Raw genomic sequence first — 15,967 nt, 5'->3', positions numbered from 1 at the left:
GTTCTTCAACGGCTACCGTCCTCAGTTCTACTTCCGCACCACCGACGTGACCGGCGCAGTAGAACTGCCTGCTGGTACCGAAATGGTGATGCCAGGTGACAACGTTGAAGTGGTTGTTGCCCTGATCGCTCCGATCGCCATGGAAAACGGTCTGCGCTTCGCGATTCGCGAAGGTGGTCGTACCGTTGGTGCCGGCGTTGTCGGTAAGATCATCGAGTAATAAAGTTTAGAACCGGCGGTGCGGCACGAGTCGCACCGTTTGGTTTTGCAGGCGAGTAGCTCAATTGGCAGAGCACCGGTCTCCAAAACCGGGGGTTGGGGGTTCGAGACCCTCCTCGCCTGCCACCGAATACGTGGTTGGTATTTAAAATACAAAGGGAGCCGTTTTCCACCAGGAAAGCGGCTGTCTTTATTTTTCGGGCAAAAGCCGACGCATGGAAAATGTGGACAAATTGAAGCTGGCGGCAGCGTTGGTGCTGGTTGCGGCGGGCGTGACGGGCTTCTACCTGTTGCCGGCTGACCAGCAAGCGCTGCGTGTGGCTGCTGTGGTGGTGGGTCTGTTGCTGGCAGCGGCTGTGGTGTGGTTTTCCGCCCCGGGGCGTGGCTTTGTGGACTACGCTCGCGACTCCGTCAAGGAAGCGGAGAAGGTGGTCTGGCCGACCAAGAAGGAGACCTGGCAGGTTACCGGCGTGGTATTCCTGTTTGCACTCACATTGGCGCTGTTCATGTGGGCAGTGGATACCGGCCTGGCCTGGTTGTTCTACGACGTGCTGCTGAAGCGCGCCTGATTTAACTGCCCGGAGACTGCTTGATGGCAATGCGTTGGTATGTAGTTCACGCGTACTCGGGTTTCGAGAAGAGTGTCATGAAGGCACTCAGGGAGCGTATCGATCGTTCCGATATGCAACATCTGTTTGGCCAGATTCTGGTGCCGGTTGAAGAGGTCATGGAGATCCGCAACGGTACTAAGGCGCTGACCGAACGCAAGTTCTTCCCTGGCTATGTGCTGGTCGAGATGGAAATGACCGACGAAAGCTGGCATTTGGTGAAGAACACTTCCAAGGTGACTGGCTTTATCGGTGGCACCGGCATGCGGCCTACGCCGATTTCCGTCAAGGAAGTCGAAGCGATCATGGCGCAGATGCAGGAAGGCGTCGAAAAGCCGAAGCCGAAGGTGCTGTTCGACGTGGGCCAGATCCTGCGCGTTACCGAAGGCCCGTTCGCGGACTTCAATGCGACCGTCGAAGAAGTCAACTACGACAAGAGCAAGCTCAAGGTGTCGGTGTTGATCTTCGGTCGTGCCACCCCGGTGGAAGTGGATTTTTCGCAGGTCGAGAAGGTTTAACCGATCTGCATGGCGTCCGGCGCGAGCCGGGTTTTACCAAGGGGAGCAGGACTTATCCTGCGTTATTACCCATTTTAGGAGCATATCGTGGCTAAGAAGATTATCGGCTACATCAAGCTGCAGGTTCCGGCAGGCAAGGCGAATCCTTCGCCTCCTATCGGTCCGGCACTCGGCCAGCGCGGCCTGAACATCATGGAATTCTGTAAGGCGTTCAACGCCCAGACCCAAGGCGTTGAGCCTGGTCTGCCGATTCCAGTGGTGATCACTGCGTTCGCGGACAAGTCCTTCACTTTCGTGATGAAGACCCCGCCCGCCACCATCCTGATCAAGAAGGCCGTTGGCATTCAAAAGGGCAGCAGCAAGCCGCATACCGACAAGGTAGGCACCATTACCCGCGCCCAGCTGGAAGATATTGCCAAGACCAAGACCCCGGACCTGACCGCTGCTGATCTGGACGCCGCTGTGCGTACCATCGCCGGTTCTGCTCGTTCGATGGGCCTGAATGTGGAGGGTGTGTAAATGGCTAAGGTTTCCAAGCGCGTCGCGGCCCTGAAGGCCAAGATTGATCGCAACAAGCTGTACGCCATCGACGAAGCGCTGTCGCTGGTCAAGGAAGGCGCTACCGCCAAGTTCGGCGAATCGGTTGATGTGTCCATCAACCTCGGCGTTGACGCACGTAAGTCGGACCAGGTTGTGCGTGGTTCGGTCGTGCTGCCCAAGGGTACCGGCAAGAGCGTTCGCGTCGCCGTGTTCGCCCAGGGTGCCAATGCTGAAGCTGCCAAGGGCGCCGGTGCCGACATCGTCGGTTTCGAAGACCTGGCCGAACAGATCAAGGGTGGCATGATGGACTTCGACGTGGTGATCGCCACGCCGGACGCCATGCGTATCGTTGGTCAGCTGGGTACCATCCTTGGCCCGCGTGGTCTGATGCCTAACCCGAAGGTTGGCACCGTGACCCCGAATGCTGCCGAGGCTGTCAAGAACGCCAAGGCTGGTCAGGTTCAGTACCGTACCGACAAGAACGGCATCATCCATAGCACCATCGGCCGTGCTGCCTTTGACGCCGCTGATCTGAAGACCAACCTGGTCGCTCTGATCGAAGCGCTGCAAAAAGCCAAGCCTGCTTCTTCGAAGGGTGTCTACTTCAAGAAGATCGCCGTATCGAGCACCATGGGTGCCGGTGTGCGTGTTGATGCCGCGACCGTAATCGGCGCGTAATCAAGTTGTATCCGGGTGCGGCGCAAGCCGCATCCAAAAACGGACTTTGGGCCGCCGGATCGCTTAGGCGACGAGGCGGATTATCAAAGACCGTAGGGGGTTGCAGGCATTTGCCTGTGCCTTAATCGGCAAGCGATACGGAGTGAGGAATCATTCGCGTCGCCCCGCCCTACGCAGATGGTGTACCCAAGAGCAGGATTCCCCCGGCAGACTTGTCTGTCGGTTAGTTCTCCTGATGATTGGTCGCCATTTCTTTAGGTTCTGTCCCTGCGAGGGGATGGATTTTCCAGGAGGGTAGACCTTGAGTCTCAATCTCGACGATAAAAAGGCCGTAGTGGCAGAGATCTCGGCAGAAGTTGCCAAGGCTCAAGCCATCGTGGTTGCCGAATATCGTGGCATCCAGGTCAGCGCCATGACCAAGCTGCGTGCTGATGCACGTGCCAAGGGCGTTTACCTGCGCGTGTTGAAGAACACGCTGGCTCGCCGCGCTGTTGAAGGCACCGCGTTTGCCGATCTGGCCAACCACATGGCAGGCCCGCTGGTGTACGGCATTTCCGCCGACCCCATCGCCGCCGCCAAGGTGCTGGCTGACTTTGCCAAGACCAACGACAAGATCGTGGTCAAGGCAGGTTCCTATGAAGGCAAGACGCTCAGCGCTGCTGAAGTTGGCCAACTTGCTGCTATCCCAAGCCGCGAAGAGCTGCTGTCCAAGCTGCTCTACGTTATGCAAGCTCCGCTGTCGGGTTTCGCCCGCGGTTTGGCTGCACTGGCCGAGAAGAAGCAAGCCGAAGCCGCTTAATCGCCGCTACGCTTTCAGATCTAACGACTTATCTGTATTCAGGAGTAATTAAACATGGCTCTGACCAAAGAAGACATCCTCGACGCCGTTGCTGGCCTGACCGTTCTGGAACTGAATGACCTGGTGAAGGCATTCGAAGAGAAGTTCGGCGTTTCCGCCGCTGCTGTTGCTGTTGCTGGCCCTGCTGCTGGTGGCGCCGCTGCTGTTGAAGAAAAGACCGAATTCGACGTTATCCTGACCGGCGCTGGCGCCAACAAGGTTGGCGTGATCAAGGTCGTGCGTGAGCTGACCGGCCTGGGCTTGAAGGAAGCCAAGGACCTGGTTGACGGCGCACCGAAGGCTGTCAAGGAAGGCGCTGCCAAGGCTGATGCTGAAGCCATGGTCAAGAAGCTGATCGAAGCCGGTGCTACCGCTGAGATGAAGTAAGTCTCCCTCGGGAGATAAGATAGGCTGGCGACTCTGTCGCCAGCCTTCTTGCGCTTGTGGCAAATCGTTGAAACCCTGCGTTGCCAAACCGGAAAGTCTGCCTAAATGGACTTTGTGGTTTGGTTTTAGCGCCCCAACTCGACCGGAGACTCTATGAGTTACTCGTTCACTGAGAAGAAACGCATTCGTAAAAGTTTTGCGAAGCGGGCGAACGTTCTGGACGTTCCTTATCTGCTCGCCACACAAATCGACTCTTATACAGAGTTTCTTCAGCTGGGCGTTCCGATGGAGCAGCGCCGCGGTATCGGCCTGCAAGCAGCATTTTCTTCGATCTTCCCGATCACCAGCCATAACGGCTATGCGAAGCTGGACTTCGTCAGCTATCAGCTGGGTGAGCCACCGTTCGACGTGGTCGAGTGTCAGCAGCGTGGCATCACGTTCGCGGCTCCGCTGCGCGCGCGCGTACGCCTGACGATCTTCGATCGCGAGTCGTCGAAGCCGGTCGTCAAGGAAGCCAAGGAGCAGGAAGTGTACATGGGCGAAATTCCGCTCATGACCAGCAACGGCTCCTTCGTGATCAACGGTACCGAGCGGGTTATCGTCTCGCAGCTGCATCGCTCGCCTGGCGTGTTCTTCGAGCACGACAAGGGCAAGACCCACTCCTCGGGCAAGCTGCTGTTCTCCGCCCGTATCATTCCTTACCGCGGCTCCTGGCTGGACTTCGAATTCGATCCGAAGGACCTGCTGTACTTCCGTATCGACCGCCGTCGCAAGATGCCGGTGACGATCCTGATGCGGGCGCTGGGCTACAACAACGAGCAGATTCTGGCCGACTGCTATGACTTCGATACCGTCCGCCTGTCAAAGAACGGTGTCTTCACCGAACTGGTGGCTGAGCGTCTCAAGGGCGAAGTCGCCAAGTTCGATATCGTCGGCAACGATGGTACCGTGCTGGTGCAGAAAGAAAAGCGCATCACCGCCAAGCATATTCGCGACCTGCAGAATGCCGGCGTCAAGGAACTCGAGATTCCGACCGATACGCTGATCGGCCGTGTGCTGGGTGCCAACGTGGTGAACCCGGATACCGGCGAGATCGTGGCCAAGGCCAACGACGAGATCACCGAAGATTTGCTGATCAAGTTCGAATCGGCTGGCATCGCTTCGATCAAGGTGCTGTACATCAACGACCTGGATCAGGGCGCGTACATCTCCAATACCCTGCGTCTGGACGAAACGCCAGACCGTCAGGCTGCGCGCGTGGCGATCTATCGCATGATGCGTCCTGGCGAGCCGCCGACCGAAGATTCGGTCGAGGCGCTGTTCAACGGCCTGTTCTTCTCCGAAGAGCGTTACGACCTGTCGGCCGTGGGCCGCATGAAGTTCAACCGTCGCGCCTATCCTGACCGTCTCGACGAGAAGGCTCCGGGCTGGCAGCGCCGCTTCTCCGAGCGCGTGGGCCCGCAAGGCACCACCGGTTCGGGCGTGCTGAACACCGACGACATCATTGCCGTGATCGGCATCCTGCTGGAGCTGCGCAACGGCCGTGGCGAGATCGATGACATCGATCACCTGGGTAACCGTCGTATCCGTTCGGTGGGTGAGCTGGCTGAGAACCAGTTCCGTGCTGGCCTGGTGCGCGTCGAGCGCGCCGTCAAGGAACGTCTCGGCCAGGCCGAGAGCGACAACCTGATGCCGCACGACCTGATCAATGCCAAGCCGGTGTCGGCGGCGATCAAGGAATTCTTTGGTTCCTCGCAGCTGTCGCAGTTCATGGACCAGACCAACCCGCTGTCGGAAATCACCCACAAGCGCCGCGTATCGGCCCTTGGACCGGGCGGTCTGACTCGCGAGCGTGCTGGCTTTGAAGTGCGTGACGTGCATCCGACCCACTACGGTCGCGTCTGTCCGATCGAAACGCCGGAAGGCCCGAACATCGGTCTGATCAACTCGCTGGCTATCTATGCCCGCACCAACGAGTACGGTTTCCTGGAAACCCCGTACCGCAAGGTGGTGGACCATAAGGTGACCGACGAGATCGAATACCTGTCGGCCATCGAGGAAGGCAAGTACGTTATTGCCCAGGCCAACGCCAAGCTGAACGACAAGGGTGAGCTGATCGACGAACTGGTGACCTGCCGCGAACACGGTGAAACCATCGTGGCGCGCCCGGAACGCGTGCAGTTCATGGACGTGGCACCGAACCAGATCGTGTCGGTCGCTGCTTGCCTGATCCCGTTCCTGGAACACGATGATGCGAACCGGGCCCTGATGGGCGCCAACATGCAACGCCAGGCTGTGCCTTGCGTGCGTGCGCAGAAGCCGCTGGTCGGTACCGGTATCGAGCGCACCTGTGCGATCGACTCGGGCACCGCCGTGAAGGCACTGCGTGGTGGTCGTGTTGACTATGTCGATGCCAACCGGGTCGTGATCCGCGTCAATGACGATGAGACCAGCGCCGGTGAGGTCGGCGTGGACATCTACAACCTGACCAAGTACACCCGTTCCAACCAGAACACCAATATCAACCAGCGTCCTATCGTCAAGGTCGGCGACGTGATTGCGTCCCTGGACGTGATCGCCGACGGCGCCTCGACCGACCTGGGTGAATTGGCTCTGGGCCAGAATCTGCTCGTGGCCTTCATGCCATGGAACGGTTTCAACTACGAAGACTCGATCCTGATCTCGGAGAAGGTGGTGGCCGATGACCGCTACACCTCGATCCATATCGAAGAGTTGTCGGTGGTTGCCCGTGATACCAAGCTCGGACCTGAAGAAATCACTCGCGACATCTCGAACCTGTCCGAGCGCATGCTCGGCCGTCTGGATGACGCCGGTATCGTCTACATCGGTGCCGAAGTGGAAGCTGGCGACGTGCTGGTCGGTAAGGTCACGCCGAAGGGCGAGACCCAGCTGACGCCGGAAGAGAAGCTGCTGCGCGCGATTTTCGGCGAGAAGGCCTCGGACGTGAAGGACACCTCGCTGCGCGTGCCGTCCGGCATGAACGGTACGGTGATCGACGTGCAGGTGTTCACCCGCGAAGGTATCGACCGCGACAAGCGCGCCCAGAGCATCATTGACGATGAACTGAAGCGTTTCCGTCTCGACCTGAACGACCAGCTGCGTATTCTGGAGAACGATGCTTTCGAGCGTCTGGAGCGTCTGCTGCTGGGCAAGAAGGTCAACGGCGGTCCGAAGCGTATTGCCAAGGGCACCGAGCTGACCCATGAGTATCTGGCTGATCTGACCCGTCACGACTGGTTTGATATCCGCCTGGCCGACGAAGATGTCGCCAAGCAGCTGGAACTGATGAAGGACAACCTGGTACAGAAGCGTGCCGAGTTCGACCTGCGTTTCGAAGACAAGAAGCGTAAGCTGACCCAGGGCGACGAGCTGCCACCGGGCGTGCAGAAGATGGTCAAGGTCTACGTGGCCGTGAAGCGTCGCCTGCAACCTGGTGACAAGATGGCCGGTCGTCACGGTAACAAGGGTGTGGTGTCCAAGATCCTGCCGATCGAAGACTTGCCGCACATGGCCGACGGTACGCCGGTCGACATCGTGCTGAACCCGCTGGGCGTGCCGTCACGGATGAACGTGGGTCAGATTCTGGAAGTTCACCTGGGGTGGGCTGCCAAGGGTCTGGGCAAGCGTATCGACCGCATGCTGGCCGACGAAAGCAGCAAGAACGCCAAGAAGGCCGCCGAAGTGCGTGGCTTCCTGGAAGAGGTGTACAACACCCGCGGTCGTCCGGAGGACCTGCAGTCGATGAGCGATGTGGAAATCATCGAGCTGGCGCACAACCTGCGTGATGGCGTGCCGTTCGCTACGCCGGTGTTCGACGGTGCCAAGGAAGAAGACCTGATGGCGATGCTGGCTTTGGCCTACCCGGCTGATTCCGAGCATACCCAGCAGCTGGGCTTCAACGACACCCGTACCCAGCTCAAGTTGTACGACGGTCGTACCGGCGAAGCCTTCGAGCGTCGTGTGACCGTGGGTTACATGCACGTGCTGAAGCTGCATCACCTGGTCGATGACAAGATGCACGCCCGTTCCACTGGCCCGTACTCGCTGGTTACCCAGCAGCCGCTGGGTGGTAAGGCGCAGTTCGGTGGTCAGCGCTTCGGTGAAATGGAAGTGTGGGCGCTGGAAGCCTACGGCGCGTCTTACACGTTGCAGGAAATGCTGACGGTGAAGTCGGACGATGTGAATGGCCGTACCAAGGTGTACGAAAATATCGTCAAGGGCGATCACAAGATCGACGCCGGCATGCCGGAATCCTTCAATGTGCTGGTGAAGGAAATCCGCTCGCTGGGTATCGATATCGACCTGGAACGATTCTAAGCCAGACGGTGCGCGGGGTGAGGCGGTGAGGCCGCACCCCGTTCGCGCCGACATGGCTTGGTATATAAAGACATACCAGCCTGGCAGGGCCTCACTCGTGAAACGAGGATAGAAACATGAAAGCTTTGCTCGACTTGTTCAAGCAGGTGACGCAGGAAGAAGAATTCGATGCCATCCGCATCGGTCTGGCGTCGCCCGACAAGATCCGTTCGTGGTCGTACGGTGAAGTCAAGAAGCCTGAAACCATCAACTACCGTACCTTCAAGCCCGAGCGCGATGGCTTGTTCTGTGCCCGTATCTTCGGGCCGGTGAAAGATTACGAGTGTTTGTGTGGCAAGTACAAGCGTCTCAAGCATCGCGGTGTGATCTGCGAGAAGTGCGGCGTGGAAGTGACCCTCAGCAAGGTGCGTCGCGAGCGCATGGGCCATATCGAACTGGCGTCGCCGGTTGCGCATATCTGGTTCCTGAAATCGCTGCCGTCGCGTCTGGGCATGGTGCTCGACATCACTCTGCGTGATATCGAGCGCGTGTTGTATTTCGAAGGCTTCATCGTCATCGAACCGGGCATGACCCCGCTGCAACGCGGTCAACTGCTGTCGGAAGACGACTACCTGGCCAAGGTCGAAGAGTATGGCGATGAATTCGTTGCCCTGATGGGTGCTGAGGCCGTGCGCGAACTGCTGCGCACCCTGGACATCAACAACGAAATGGAAACGCTGCGCCACGACCTGCAGAACACGGGTTCGGAAGCGAAGATCAAGAAGATCGCCAAGCGCCTGAAGGTACTGGAAGCGTTCCAGAAGTCGGGCATCAAGCCTGAGTGGATGATCATGGAAGTGTTGCCGGTGCTGCCGCCGGAACTGCGTCCGCTGGTCCCGCTCGATGGCGGCCGCTTCGCGACCTCCGATCTGAACGATCTGTATCGCCGCGTGATCAACCGTAACAACCGTCTGAAGCGCTTGCTGGAGCTGAAGGCCCCTGAAATCATCGTGCGTAACGAAAAGCGCATGCTGCAGGAAGCCGTCGACTCGCTGCTGGACAACGGTCGTCGCGGCAAGGCCATGACGGGCGCCAACAAGCGTCCGCTGAAGTCGCTGGCCGACATGATCAAGGGTAAGGGCGGTCGTTTCCGTCAGAACTTGCTGGGTAAGCGCGTCGACTACTCGGGCCGTTCGGTCATCGTGGTGGGCCCGACCCTCAAGCTGCATCAGTGCGGCCTGCCGAAGAAGATGGCGCTGGAGCTGTTCAAGCCCTTCATCTTCCACAAGCTGGAAGTGCTGGGCCTGGCGACCACCATCAAGGCGGCCAAGAAGCTGGTCGAGCAGGAAGTGCCGGAAGTCTGGGACATTCTGGAAGACGTCATCCGCGAACATCCGGTGCTGCTGAACCGCGCACCGACGCTGCACCGCCTGGGTATCCAGGCGTTCGAGCCGGTGTTGATCGAAGGTAAGGCCATCCAGCTGCATCCGCTGGTCTGTACCGCCTTCAACGCCGACTTTGACGGTGACCAGATGGCCGTTCACGTGCCGCTGTCGCTGGAAGCGCAGATGGAAGCTCGCACGCTGATGCTGGCCTCCAACAACGTGCTGTCGCCCGCCCACGGCGAGCCGATCATCGTGCCGTCGCAGGATATCGTGCTGGGTCTGTACTACATGACCCGCGAACGTATCAACGGTACAGGCGAAGGCCTGCGTTTCGCCGACCTGGAAGAGCTGATCCGTGCTTACGAGACGCGCCAGGCCGAACTGAACGCCAAGGTCAGCGTGCGCCTGAAGGATTGGTACAAGGACGAAAGCGGTGAGTGGCAGTTCAAGATGGTGCGTCGCGAGACCACCGTCGGTCGTGCCATCCTGTCGGAAATCCTGCCCAAGGGCCTGCCGTTCGAGAACGTCAACAAGGCGCTCAAGAAGAAGGAAATCTCCAAGCTGATCAACGCGTCGTTCCGTCGCGTCGGTCTGCGCGAGACCGTGATCCTGGCCGACAAGCTGATGTACACCGGCTTTACTTATTCGACCCGTGCTGGTCTGTCCATCTGTGTGGACGACATGCTGGTGCCGGCCGAGAAGGCAACGCTGCTGGCCGAGGCCGAGCGTGAGGTCAAGGAAATCGAAGCGCAGTACACCTCCGGTCTGGTGACCCAGGGCGAGCGCTACAACAAGGTCGTGGACATCTGGGGGCGCTGTGGCGACCAGGTTGCCAAGACCATGATGGCCCACCTGGGTAAGGAAAAGACGGTAGACCGTGAAGGTAATACCGTTGACCAGGAGTCGTTCAACTCCATCTACATGATGGCGGACTCCGGTGCCCGGGGCTCGGTGGCGCAGATTCGTCAGCTGGCCGGTATGCGGGGCCTGATGGCCAAGCCGGACGGCTCGATCATCGAAACCCCGATCACCACCAACTTCCGTGAAGGTCTGACGGTGTTGCAGTACTTCATCTCGACGCACGGCGCCCGTAAGGGTCTGGCCGATACCGCGCTGAAGACCGCCAACTCCGGTTACCTGACCCGTCGTCTGGTGGACGTGACGCAGGATCTGGTCGTGACCGAGGACGATTGCCACACCAAGAACGGTGTGAACATGAAGGCCGTGGTTCAGGGCGGTGACGTGATCGAAGCGCTGCGCGACCGTATCCTCGGCCGTGTTGCTGCGATCGACGTGATCGATCCGGCGACCCAGGAGACCGTCTACGAAGCCGGCACGCTGCTGACCGAAGACATCGTCGAGCGCATCGAAGCGCTGAGCATCGACGAAGTGAAGGTTCGTACGCCGCTGACCTGTGAAACCCGTTATGGCCTGTGCGCACTGTGCTACGGCCGTGACCTGGGTCGTGGTCAACGCGTCAACGTCGGCGAGGCGGTCGGTGTTATCGCTGCCCAGTCGATCGGTGAGCCGGGTACCCAGCTGACCATGCGTACCTTCCACATCGGTGGTGCCGCGTCGCGTGCTGCGTCGGCCAGTCAGGTGGAAACCAAGTCCAACGGTAAGGTGGGCTTCGCCGGGACCATGCGTTATGTCACCAACACCAAGGGCGAGCAGATCGTCATTACCCGTTCGGGTGAAGTGGTGGTGTTCGACGACAATGGTCGTGAGCGTGAGCGTCACAAGGTGCCTTATGGCGCGACCCTGATGGTGAACGATGCCCAGTCGATCAAGGCTGGCGCCGTGCTCGCCACCTGGGATCCGCATACCCGTCCGATCATTACCGAGTACGCCGGTCTGGTGCGTTTCGAGAACGTCGAAGAAGGCGTGACCGTGGCCAAGCAGATCGACGAAGTGACCGGTCTGTCGACCCTGGTGGCGATCGATCCGAAGCGCAAGGCTGGTGCAACCAAGAGCGTGCGCCCGCAGATCAAGCTGCTGGACGACAATGGCGTGGAAGTGAAGCTGGCGGGCTCCGATGCCGCGGTGAACATCACCTTCCAGGTCGGTGCCATTATCACGGTCAAGGACGGCCAACAGGTTGGCGTGGGTGAAGTGCTGGCACGTATTCCGCAGGAATCGGTCAAGACCCGCGACATTACCGGTGGTCTGCCGCGTGTGGCCGAACTGTTCGAAGCGCGTTCGCCGAAGGACGCCGGCATGCTGGCCGAAGTGACCGGTACCTCGTCGTTCGGTAAGGACACGAAGGGCAAGCAGCGCCTGATCATTACCGATCTGGACGGCACGCCGCACGAGTACCTGATTCCGAAGGACAAGCACGTGCTGGTCCATGACGGCCAGGTGGTGAACCGCGGCGAAACCATCGTGGACGGCCCGGCCGATCCGCACGATATCCTGCGACTGCAAGGTATCGAGACGCTGGCTCGCTACGTGACCGAAGAAGTGCAGGAGGTTTATCGCCTGCAGGGTGTGAAGATCAACGACAAGCACATCGAGGTGATCGTTCGCCAGATGCTGCGTCGTGTGGTGATCGCCGACGCCGGTGATTCCGACTTCATCATGGGTGAACAGGTTGAACGTGCCGAAGTGCTGGAAGCGAATGACAAGCTCATCGCCGCCAACAAGCAGCCGGCCCAGTTCGACAACATCCTGCTCGGTATCACCAAGGCTTCGCTGTCGACCGATTCCTTCATCTCGGCCGCTTCCTTCCAGGAAACGACCCGCGTGCTGACCGAGGCTGCCATCATGGGCAAGCGCGACGAGCTGCGTGGTTTGAAGGAAAACGTGATCGTGGGTCGTCTGATCCCTGGTGGTACCGGTCTGGCCTACCACAACAACCGTCGTCGTCAGAAAGCGGGTCAGGAATCGTCGCCCGTGATCGATGCGTCGTCGATGTTGGCGGAAGCCGAGTCGGCTCAAGAAGAAGTGTGATCATGGGGGCTGCTCCGGCAGCCATCCGTGATGGCAGTACATCAGCGACCCTTCCGTCGGCCTATCCGGAGCAAAGCGATAGCCGGCTGAAGGGTTTGTTGACATTAAGCGCTTGATTTATCTATAATCCGCGCTCTTTTGTGGGGGCGGCCCCTCGTGCGTCTTGCGCGAGGCTCGCCATTTTTACTTTTGGGAAAGAGATAATGCCAACCATTAACCAGCTCGTCCGTAAAGGACGTGTGGCGGAAACGGCCAAGAGCAAGGTACCTGCGCTCGAAGCTTGCCCGCAAAAACGCGGTGTTTGCACTCGCGTCTACACCACGACCCCGAAGAAGCCTAACTCGGCCCTTCGTAAGGTTGCCAAGGTGCGTCTGACCAACGGTTTCGAAGTCATTTCGTACATCGGCGGTGAAGGCCACAATCTGCAGGAACACTCGGTCGTTCTGATCCGTGGTGGTCGTGTAAAGGATTTGCCAGGTGTGCGTTACCACACCGTGCGCGGTTCGCTCGACACCGCTGGTGTTAAGGATCGTAAGCAGGCTCGTTCCAAGTACGGCGCAAAGCGTCCGAAGGCTTAATTCGCCTTGGGTTGGGTCGCGAGCCCTGTCTTGTTCGATCAAGATATTCGCGACGACGGCGGCGCGCCCGTGTGCGCATCGTCGAGTAAGTGACCAGTCCTCCTGGATGGTCGCGAGCGTGCCTAGTTGTGCGCTCAACTGAATACTACTGAGGTTGAAACATGCCACGTCGTAGAGAAGTACCGAAACGCGAAGTATTGCCGGATCCAAAGTTCGGTAGCGAAGAACTGTCCAAGTTCATGAACGTCGTTATGCAGGATGGCAAGAAGTCCGTTGCCGAACGCATCGTTTACGGCGCGCTTGAAATTGTCGAGAAGAAGACCGGTAAGGCCCCCCTTGAGGTGTTCTCCCAAGCCCTCAACAACGTGAAGCCGGTCGTTGAAGTGAAGAGCCGTCGTGTTGGTGGTGCAAACTACCAGGTGCCGGTTGAAGTGCGTCAATCCCGTCGTATGGCTCTGGCCATGCGTTGGCTGCGCGAAGCCGCCCGCAAGCGCGGTGAAAAGTCCATGGGTCAGCGTCTGGCTGGCGAATTGCTGGATGCGGTTGAAGGCCGTGGCGGCGCGATGAAGAAGCGTGACGAAGTGCACCGGATGGCTGAAGCCAACAAGGCCTTCGCCCACTATCGCTTCTAATTCACCCTTTTAAGCAAAGGTATTGGCTGTGGCACGCATTACACCCATTGAACGCTACCGGAACATCGGTATTAGCGCGCACATCGACGCGGGTAAAACCACGACGACTGAGCGTATTCTTTTCTACACCGGTGTGAACCACAAGATCGGTGAAGTGCACGATGGCGCCGCCACCATGGACTGGATGGAGCAGGAGCAGGAGCGTGGCATCACGATCACCTCCGCTGCGACCACCACGTTCTGGAAGGGCATGGCTAACCAGTTCGAGCAACATCGCATCAACATCATTGACACCCCGGGCCACGTCGACTTCACCATCGAGGTGGAGCGTTCGATGCGCGTGCTGGACGGTGCCTGTATGGTTTACTGCGCTGTGGGCGGTGTTCAGCCCCAGTCGGAAACCGTATGGCGTCAGGCCAACAAGTACAAGGTGCCTCGTCTGGCCTTCGTGAACAAGATGGACCGTCAAGGTGCCAACTTCTTCCGCGTGGTCGAGCAAATGCGCCTGCGTCTGCGCGCCAATCCGGTGCCTATCGCGATTCCTATCGGTGCCGAAGACGGCTTCACCGGCGTGGTTGACCTGTTGAAGAACAAGGCCATCCTGTGGGACGAAGCTTCGCAAGGCATGAAGTTCGACTACGTCGAGATTCCGGCTGACCTCGTCTCCGTTGCTGCCGAATGGCGCGAGAAGATGATCGAGGCTGCGGCTGAGTCGTCGGAAGAGATGATGAACAAGTACCTGGAAACGGGCGAGCTGACCGAAGACGAAATCGTCGCCGGCCTGCGTGCACGTACCCTGGCTTGTGAAATCCAGCCGATGCTGTGCGGTACTGCCTTCAAGAACAAGGGCGTGCAGCTGATGCTGGACGCTGTTATCCAGTTGCTGCCGTCGCCGGTCGATGTTCGCCCGGTTGAAGGCCTGGATGACCGTGATCAGCCTGACACCCGCGCTGCTTCCGACGATGCGCCGTTCTCGGCGCTGGCCTTCAAGCTGATGAGCGACCCGTACGTTGGTCAGCTGACCTTCTTCCGCGTCTACTCCGGCGTCGTCAACACTGGCGACACCGTGATGAACTCGGTCAAGGGCAAGAAGGAACGCATGGGCCGTATCGTGCAGATGCACGCTAACAACCGCGAAGAAATCGCGGAAGTTCGCGCCGGCGACATCGCCGCTGGTATCGGCCTGAAGGACGTGACCACCGGTGAAACGCTGTGTTCGCCTGACCACGTCATCACCCTGGAGCGCATGGTGTTCCCCGAGCCGGTGATTCACGTCGCCGTCGAGCCGAAGACCAAGGCTGACCAGGAAAAGATGGGCGTTGCCCTGAACCGCCTGGCCAAGGAAGACCCGTCGTTCCGCGTGCGTACCGACGAAGAAACCGGCCAGACCATCATGTCCGGCATGGGCGAATTGCACCTGGAAATTCTGGTGGATCGCATGAAGCGCGAATTCGGCGTGGAAGCGAACGTGGGTGCCCCGCAAGTGGCTTACCGCGAAACCATCACCAAGATCGCTGCGGACGTGGAAGGCAAGCACGCCAAGCAGTCCGGTGGTAAGGGTCAGTACGGCCATTGCGTGATCACTGTCGAGCCTTCGGGCGAAGGCAAGGGCTACGAGTTCCTGGACGAAATCAAGGGCGGTACGATTCCTCGCGAATTCATCCCCTCGGTGGACAAGGGTATCCAGAACACGCTGAAGGCTGGCGTGCTGGCTGGCTTCCCGGTCGTGGACGTGAAGGTTCGCCTGACGTTCGGTTCCTACCACGATGTTGACTCGTCGCAGATCGCCTTTGAGCTGGCCGGCTCGCTGGCCTTCAAGGAAGCCATGCGCCGTGCTGGTCCGGTGATTCTCGAGCCGATGATGGCTGTCGAGATCGAAACCCCGGAAGAGTACATGGGTGACATCATGGGTGATATCTCGTCGCGTCGCGGCATGCTGCAAGGCATGGACGACAATCCTGCCGGTGGCAAGATGGTTAAGGCCGAAGTGCCGCTGTCCGAGATGTTTGGTTACTCGACCACCCTGCGCTCGATGTCGCAAGGTCGCGCTACCTACTCGATGGAATTCAAGCACTACTCGGAAGCGCCGCGTAACGTCGCTGAAGCGATCATCAACAAGAAGTAATCGGTACTGCCGGGCCACGAGCCCGGCGGTCCCTAACCTAATTCAGACTAAGGATTGAGCAATGGCTAAGGAAAAGTTTGAGCGGACCAAGCCGCACGTAAACGTTGGTACGATTGGTCACGTTGACCATGGCAAGACCACGCTGACCGCCGCGATCACCACCATTCTGTCGAAGAAGTTCGGTGGCGAAGCC

13 protein-coding genes and 1 tRNA gene are annotated in these 15,967 nt (G+C 59.1%); all 14 read left to right on the top strand.

Annotated elements, in window-relative coordinates; translation table 11 throughout:
- Positions 1–220, top strand: a 220-nt coding sequence (locus ACYVHK_RS23150; protein ID WP_460537126.1) for an EF-Tu C-terminal domain-related protein, incomplete at its 5' end; no start/stop codon positions are given.
- 49 nt (positions 221–269) lie between these two features.
- Positions 270–345 (top strand) — tRNA-Trp (locus ACYVHK_RS23145).
- Between the two features lie 89 nt (positions 346–434).
- Complete coding sequence (secE, locus tag ACYVHK_RS23140; RefSeq protein WP_460537124.1) at positions 435–788, top strand: preprotein translocase subunit SecE; 354 nt, start codon at positions 435–437, stop codon at positions 786–788.
- Between the two features lie 23 nt (positions 789–811).
- Entirely contained in the window at positions 812–1,345 is a 534-nt protein-coding gene (nusG, locus tag ACYVHK_RS23135; protein ID WP_460537121.1) for a transcription termination/antitermination protein NusG, read from the top strand.
- 87 nt (positions 1,346–1,432) lie between these two features.
- On the top strand, positions 1,433–1,864 hold the full coding sequence (gene rplK / locus ACYVHK_RS23130; protein WP_460537119.1) for a 50S ribosomal protein L11: 432 nt from the start codon (positions 1,433–1,435) through the stop codon (positions 1,862–1,864).
- Positions 1,865–2,563 (top strand): 50S ribosomal protein L1, encoded by a 699-nt coding sequence (rplA, locus tag ACYVHK_RS23125; protein ID WP_460537117.1) that lies wholly within the window; start codon positions 1,865–1,867, stop codon positions 2,561–2,563. It begins immediately after the preceding gene.
- Between the two features lie 301 nt (positions 2,564–2,864).
- Positions 2,865–3,362: a 50S ribosomal protein L10 gene (gene rplJ, locus ACYVHK_RS23120; protein WP_460537115.1), complete on the top strand. Its 498-nt coding sequence runs from the start codon at positions 2,865–2,867 to the stop codon at positions 3,360–3,362.
- Positions 3,363–3,416: 54 nt separating this feature from the next.
- Entirely contained in the window at positions 3,417–3,788 is a 372-nt protein-coding gene (gene rplL, locus ACYVHK_RS23115; RefSeq protein WP_460537113.1) for a ribosomal protein bL12, read from the top strand.
- 153 nt (positions 3,789–3,941) lie between these two features.
- Entirely contained in the window at positions 3,942–8,126 is a 4,185-nt protein-coding gene (rpoB, locus tag ACYVHK_RS23110) for a DNA-directed RNA polymerase subunit beta (protein ID WP_460537111.1), read from the top strand.
- 116 nt (positions 8,127–8,242) lie between these two features.
- A complete protein-coding gene (gene rpoC / locus ACYVHK_RS23105) occupies positions 8,243–12,439 on the top strand; it encodes a DNA-directed RNA polymerase subunit beta' (RefSeq protein WP_460537109.1) in 4,197 nt (1,398 codons plus the stop codon).
- 203 nt (positions 12,440–12,642) lie between these two features.
- Positions 12,643–13,017: a 30S ribosomal protein S12 gene (gene rpsL, locus ACYVHK_RS23100; protein ID WP_072428335.1), complete on the top strand. Its 375-nt coding sequence runs from the start codon at positions 12,643–12,645 to the stop codon at positions 13,015–13,017.
- Positions 13,018–13,178: 161 nt separating this feature from the next.
- Positions 13,179–13,649, top strand: coding sequence for a small ribosomal subunit protein uS7 (gene rpsG / locus ACYVHK_RS23095; RefSeq protein ID WP_460537106.1), 471 nt, complete (start codon positions 13,179–13,181; stop codon positions 13,647–13,649).
- 28 nt (positions 13,650–13,677) lie between these two features.
- A complete protein-coding gene (gene fusA / locus ACYVHK_RS23090; RefSeq protein WP_460537104.1) occupies positions 13,678–15,774 on the top strand; it encodes an elongation factor G in 2,097 nt (698 codons plus the stop codon).
- Positions 15,775–15,835: 61 nt separating this feature from the next.
- Positions 15,836–15,967, top strand: a 132-nt coding sequence (locus ACYVHK_RS23085) for a GTP-binding protein (RefSeq protein ID WP_460535434.1), incomplete at its 3' end; no start/stop codon positions are given.

The sequence above is a fragment of the Chitinimonas naiadis genome, assembly GCF_054780835.1.
Note: the sequence above shows the minus strand (reverse complement) of the source record. Positions and strands in the feature narration are given on the sequence as shown.

Bases quoted from the DNA above. Each gene is read 5' to 3' on its own strand.
- secE (WP_460537124.1), top strand. From the start codon at position 435: ATGGAAAATGTGGACAAATTGAAGCTGGCGGCAGCGTTGGTGCTGGTT.
- nusG (WP_460537121.1), top strand. From the start codon at position 812: ATGGCAATGCGTTGGTATGTAGTTCACGCGTACTCGGGTTTCGAGAAG.
- rplA (WP_460537117.1), top strand. From the start codon at position 1,865: ATGGCTAAGGTTTCCAAGCGCGTCGCGGCCCTGAAGGCCAAGATTGAT.
- rplL (WP_460537113.1), top strand. From the start codon at position 3,417: ATGGCTCTGACCAAAGAAGACATCCTCGACGCCGTTGCTGGCCTGACC.
- rpoB (WP_460537111.1), top strand. From the start codon at position 3,942: ATGAGTTACTCGTTCACTGAGAAGAAACGCATTCGTAAAAGTTTTGCG.
- rpoC (WP_460537109.1), top strand. From the start codon at position 8,243: ATGAAAGCTTTGCTCGACTTGTTCAAGCAGGTGACGCAGGAAGAAGAA.
- rpsL (WP_072428335.1), top strand. From the start codon at position 12,643: ATGCCAACCATTAACCAGCTCGTCCGTAAAGGACGTGTGGCGGAAACG.
- rpsG (WP_460537106.1), top strand. From the start codon at position 13,179: ATGCCACGTCGTAGAGAAGTACCGAAACGCGAAGTATTGCCGGATCCA.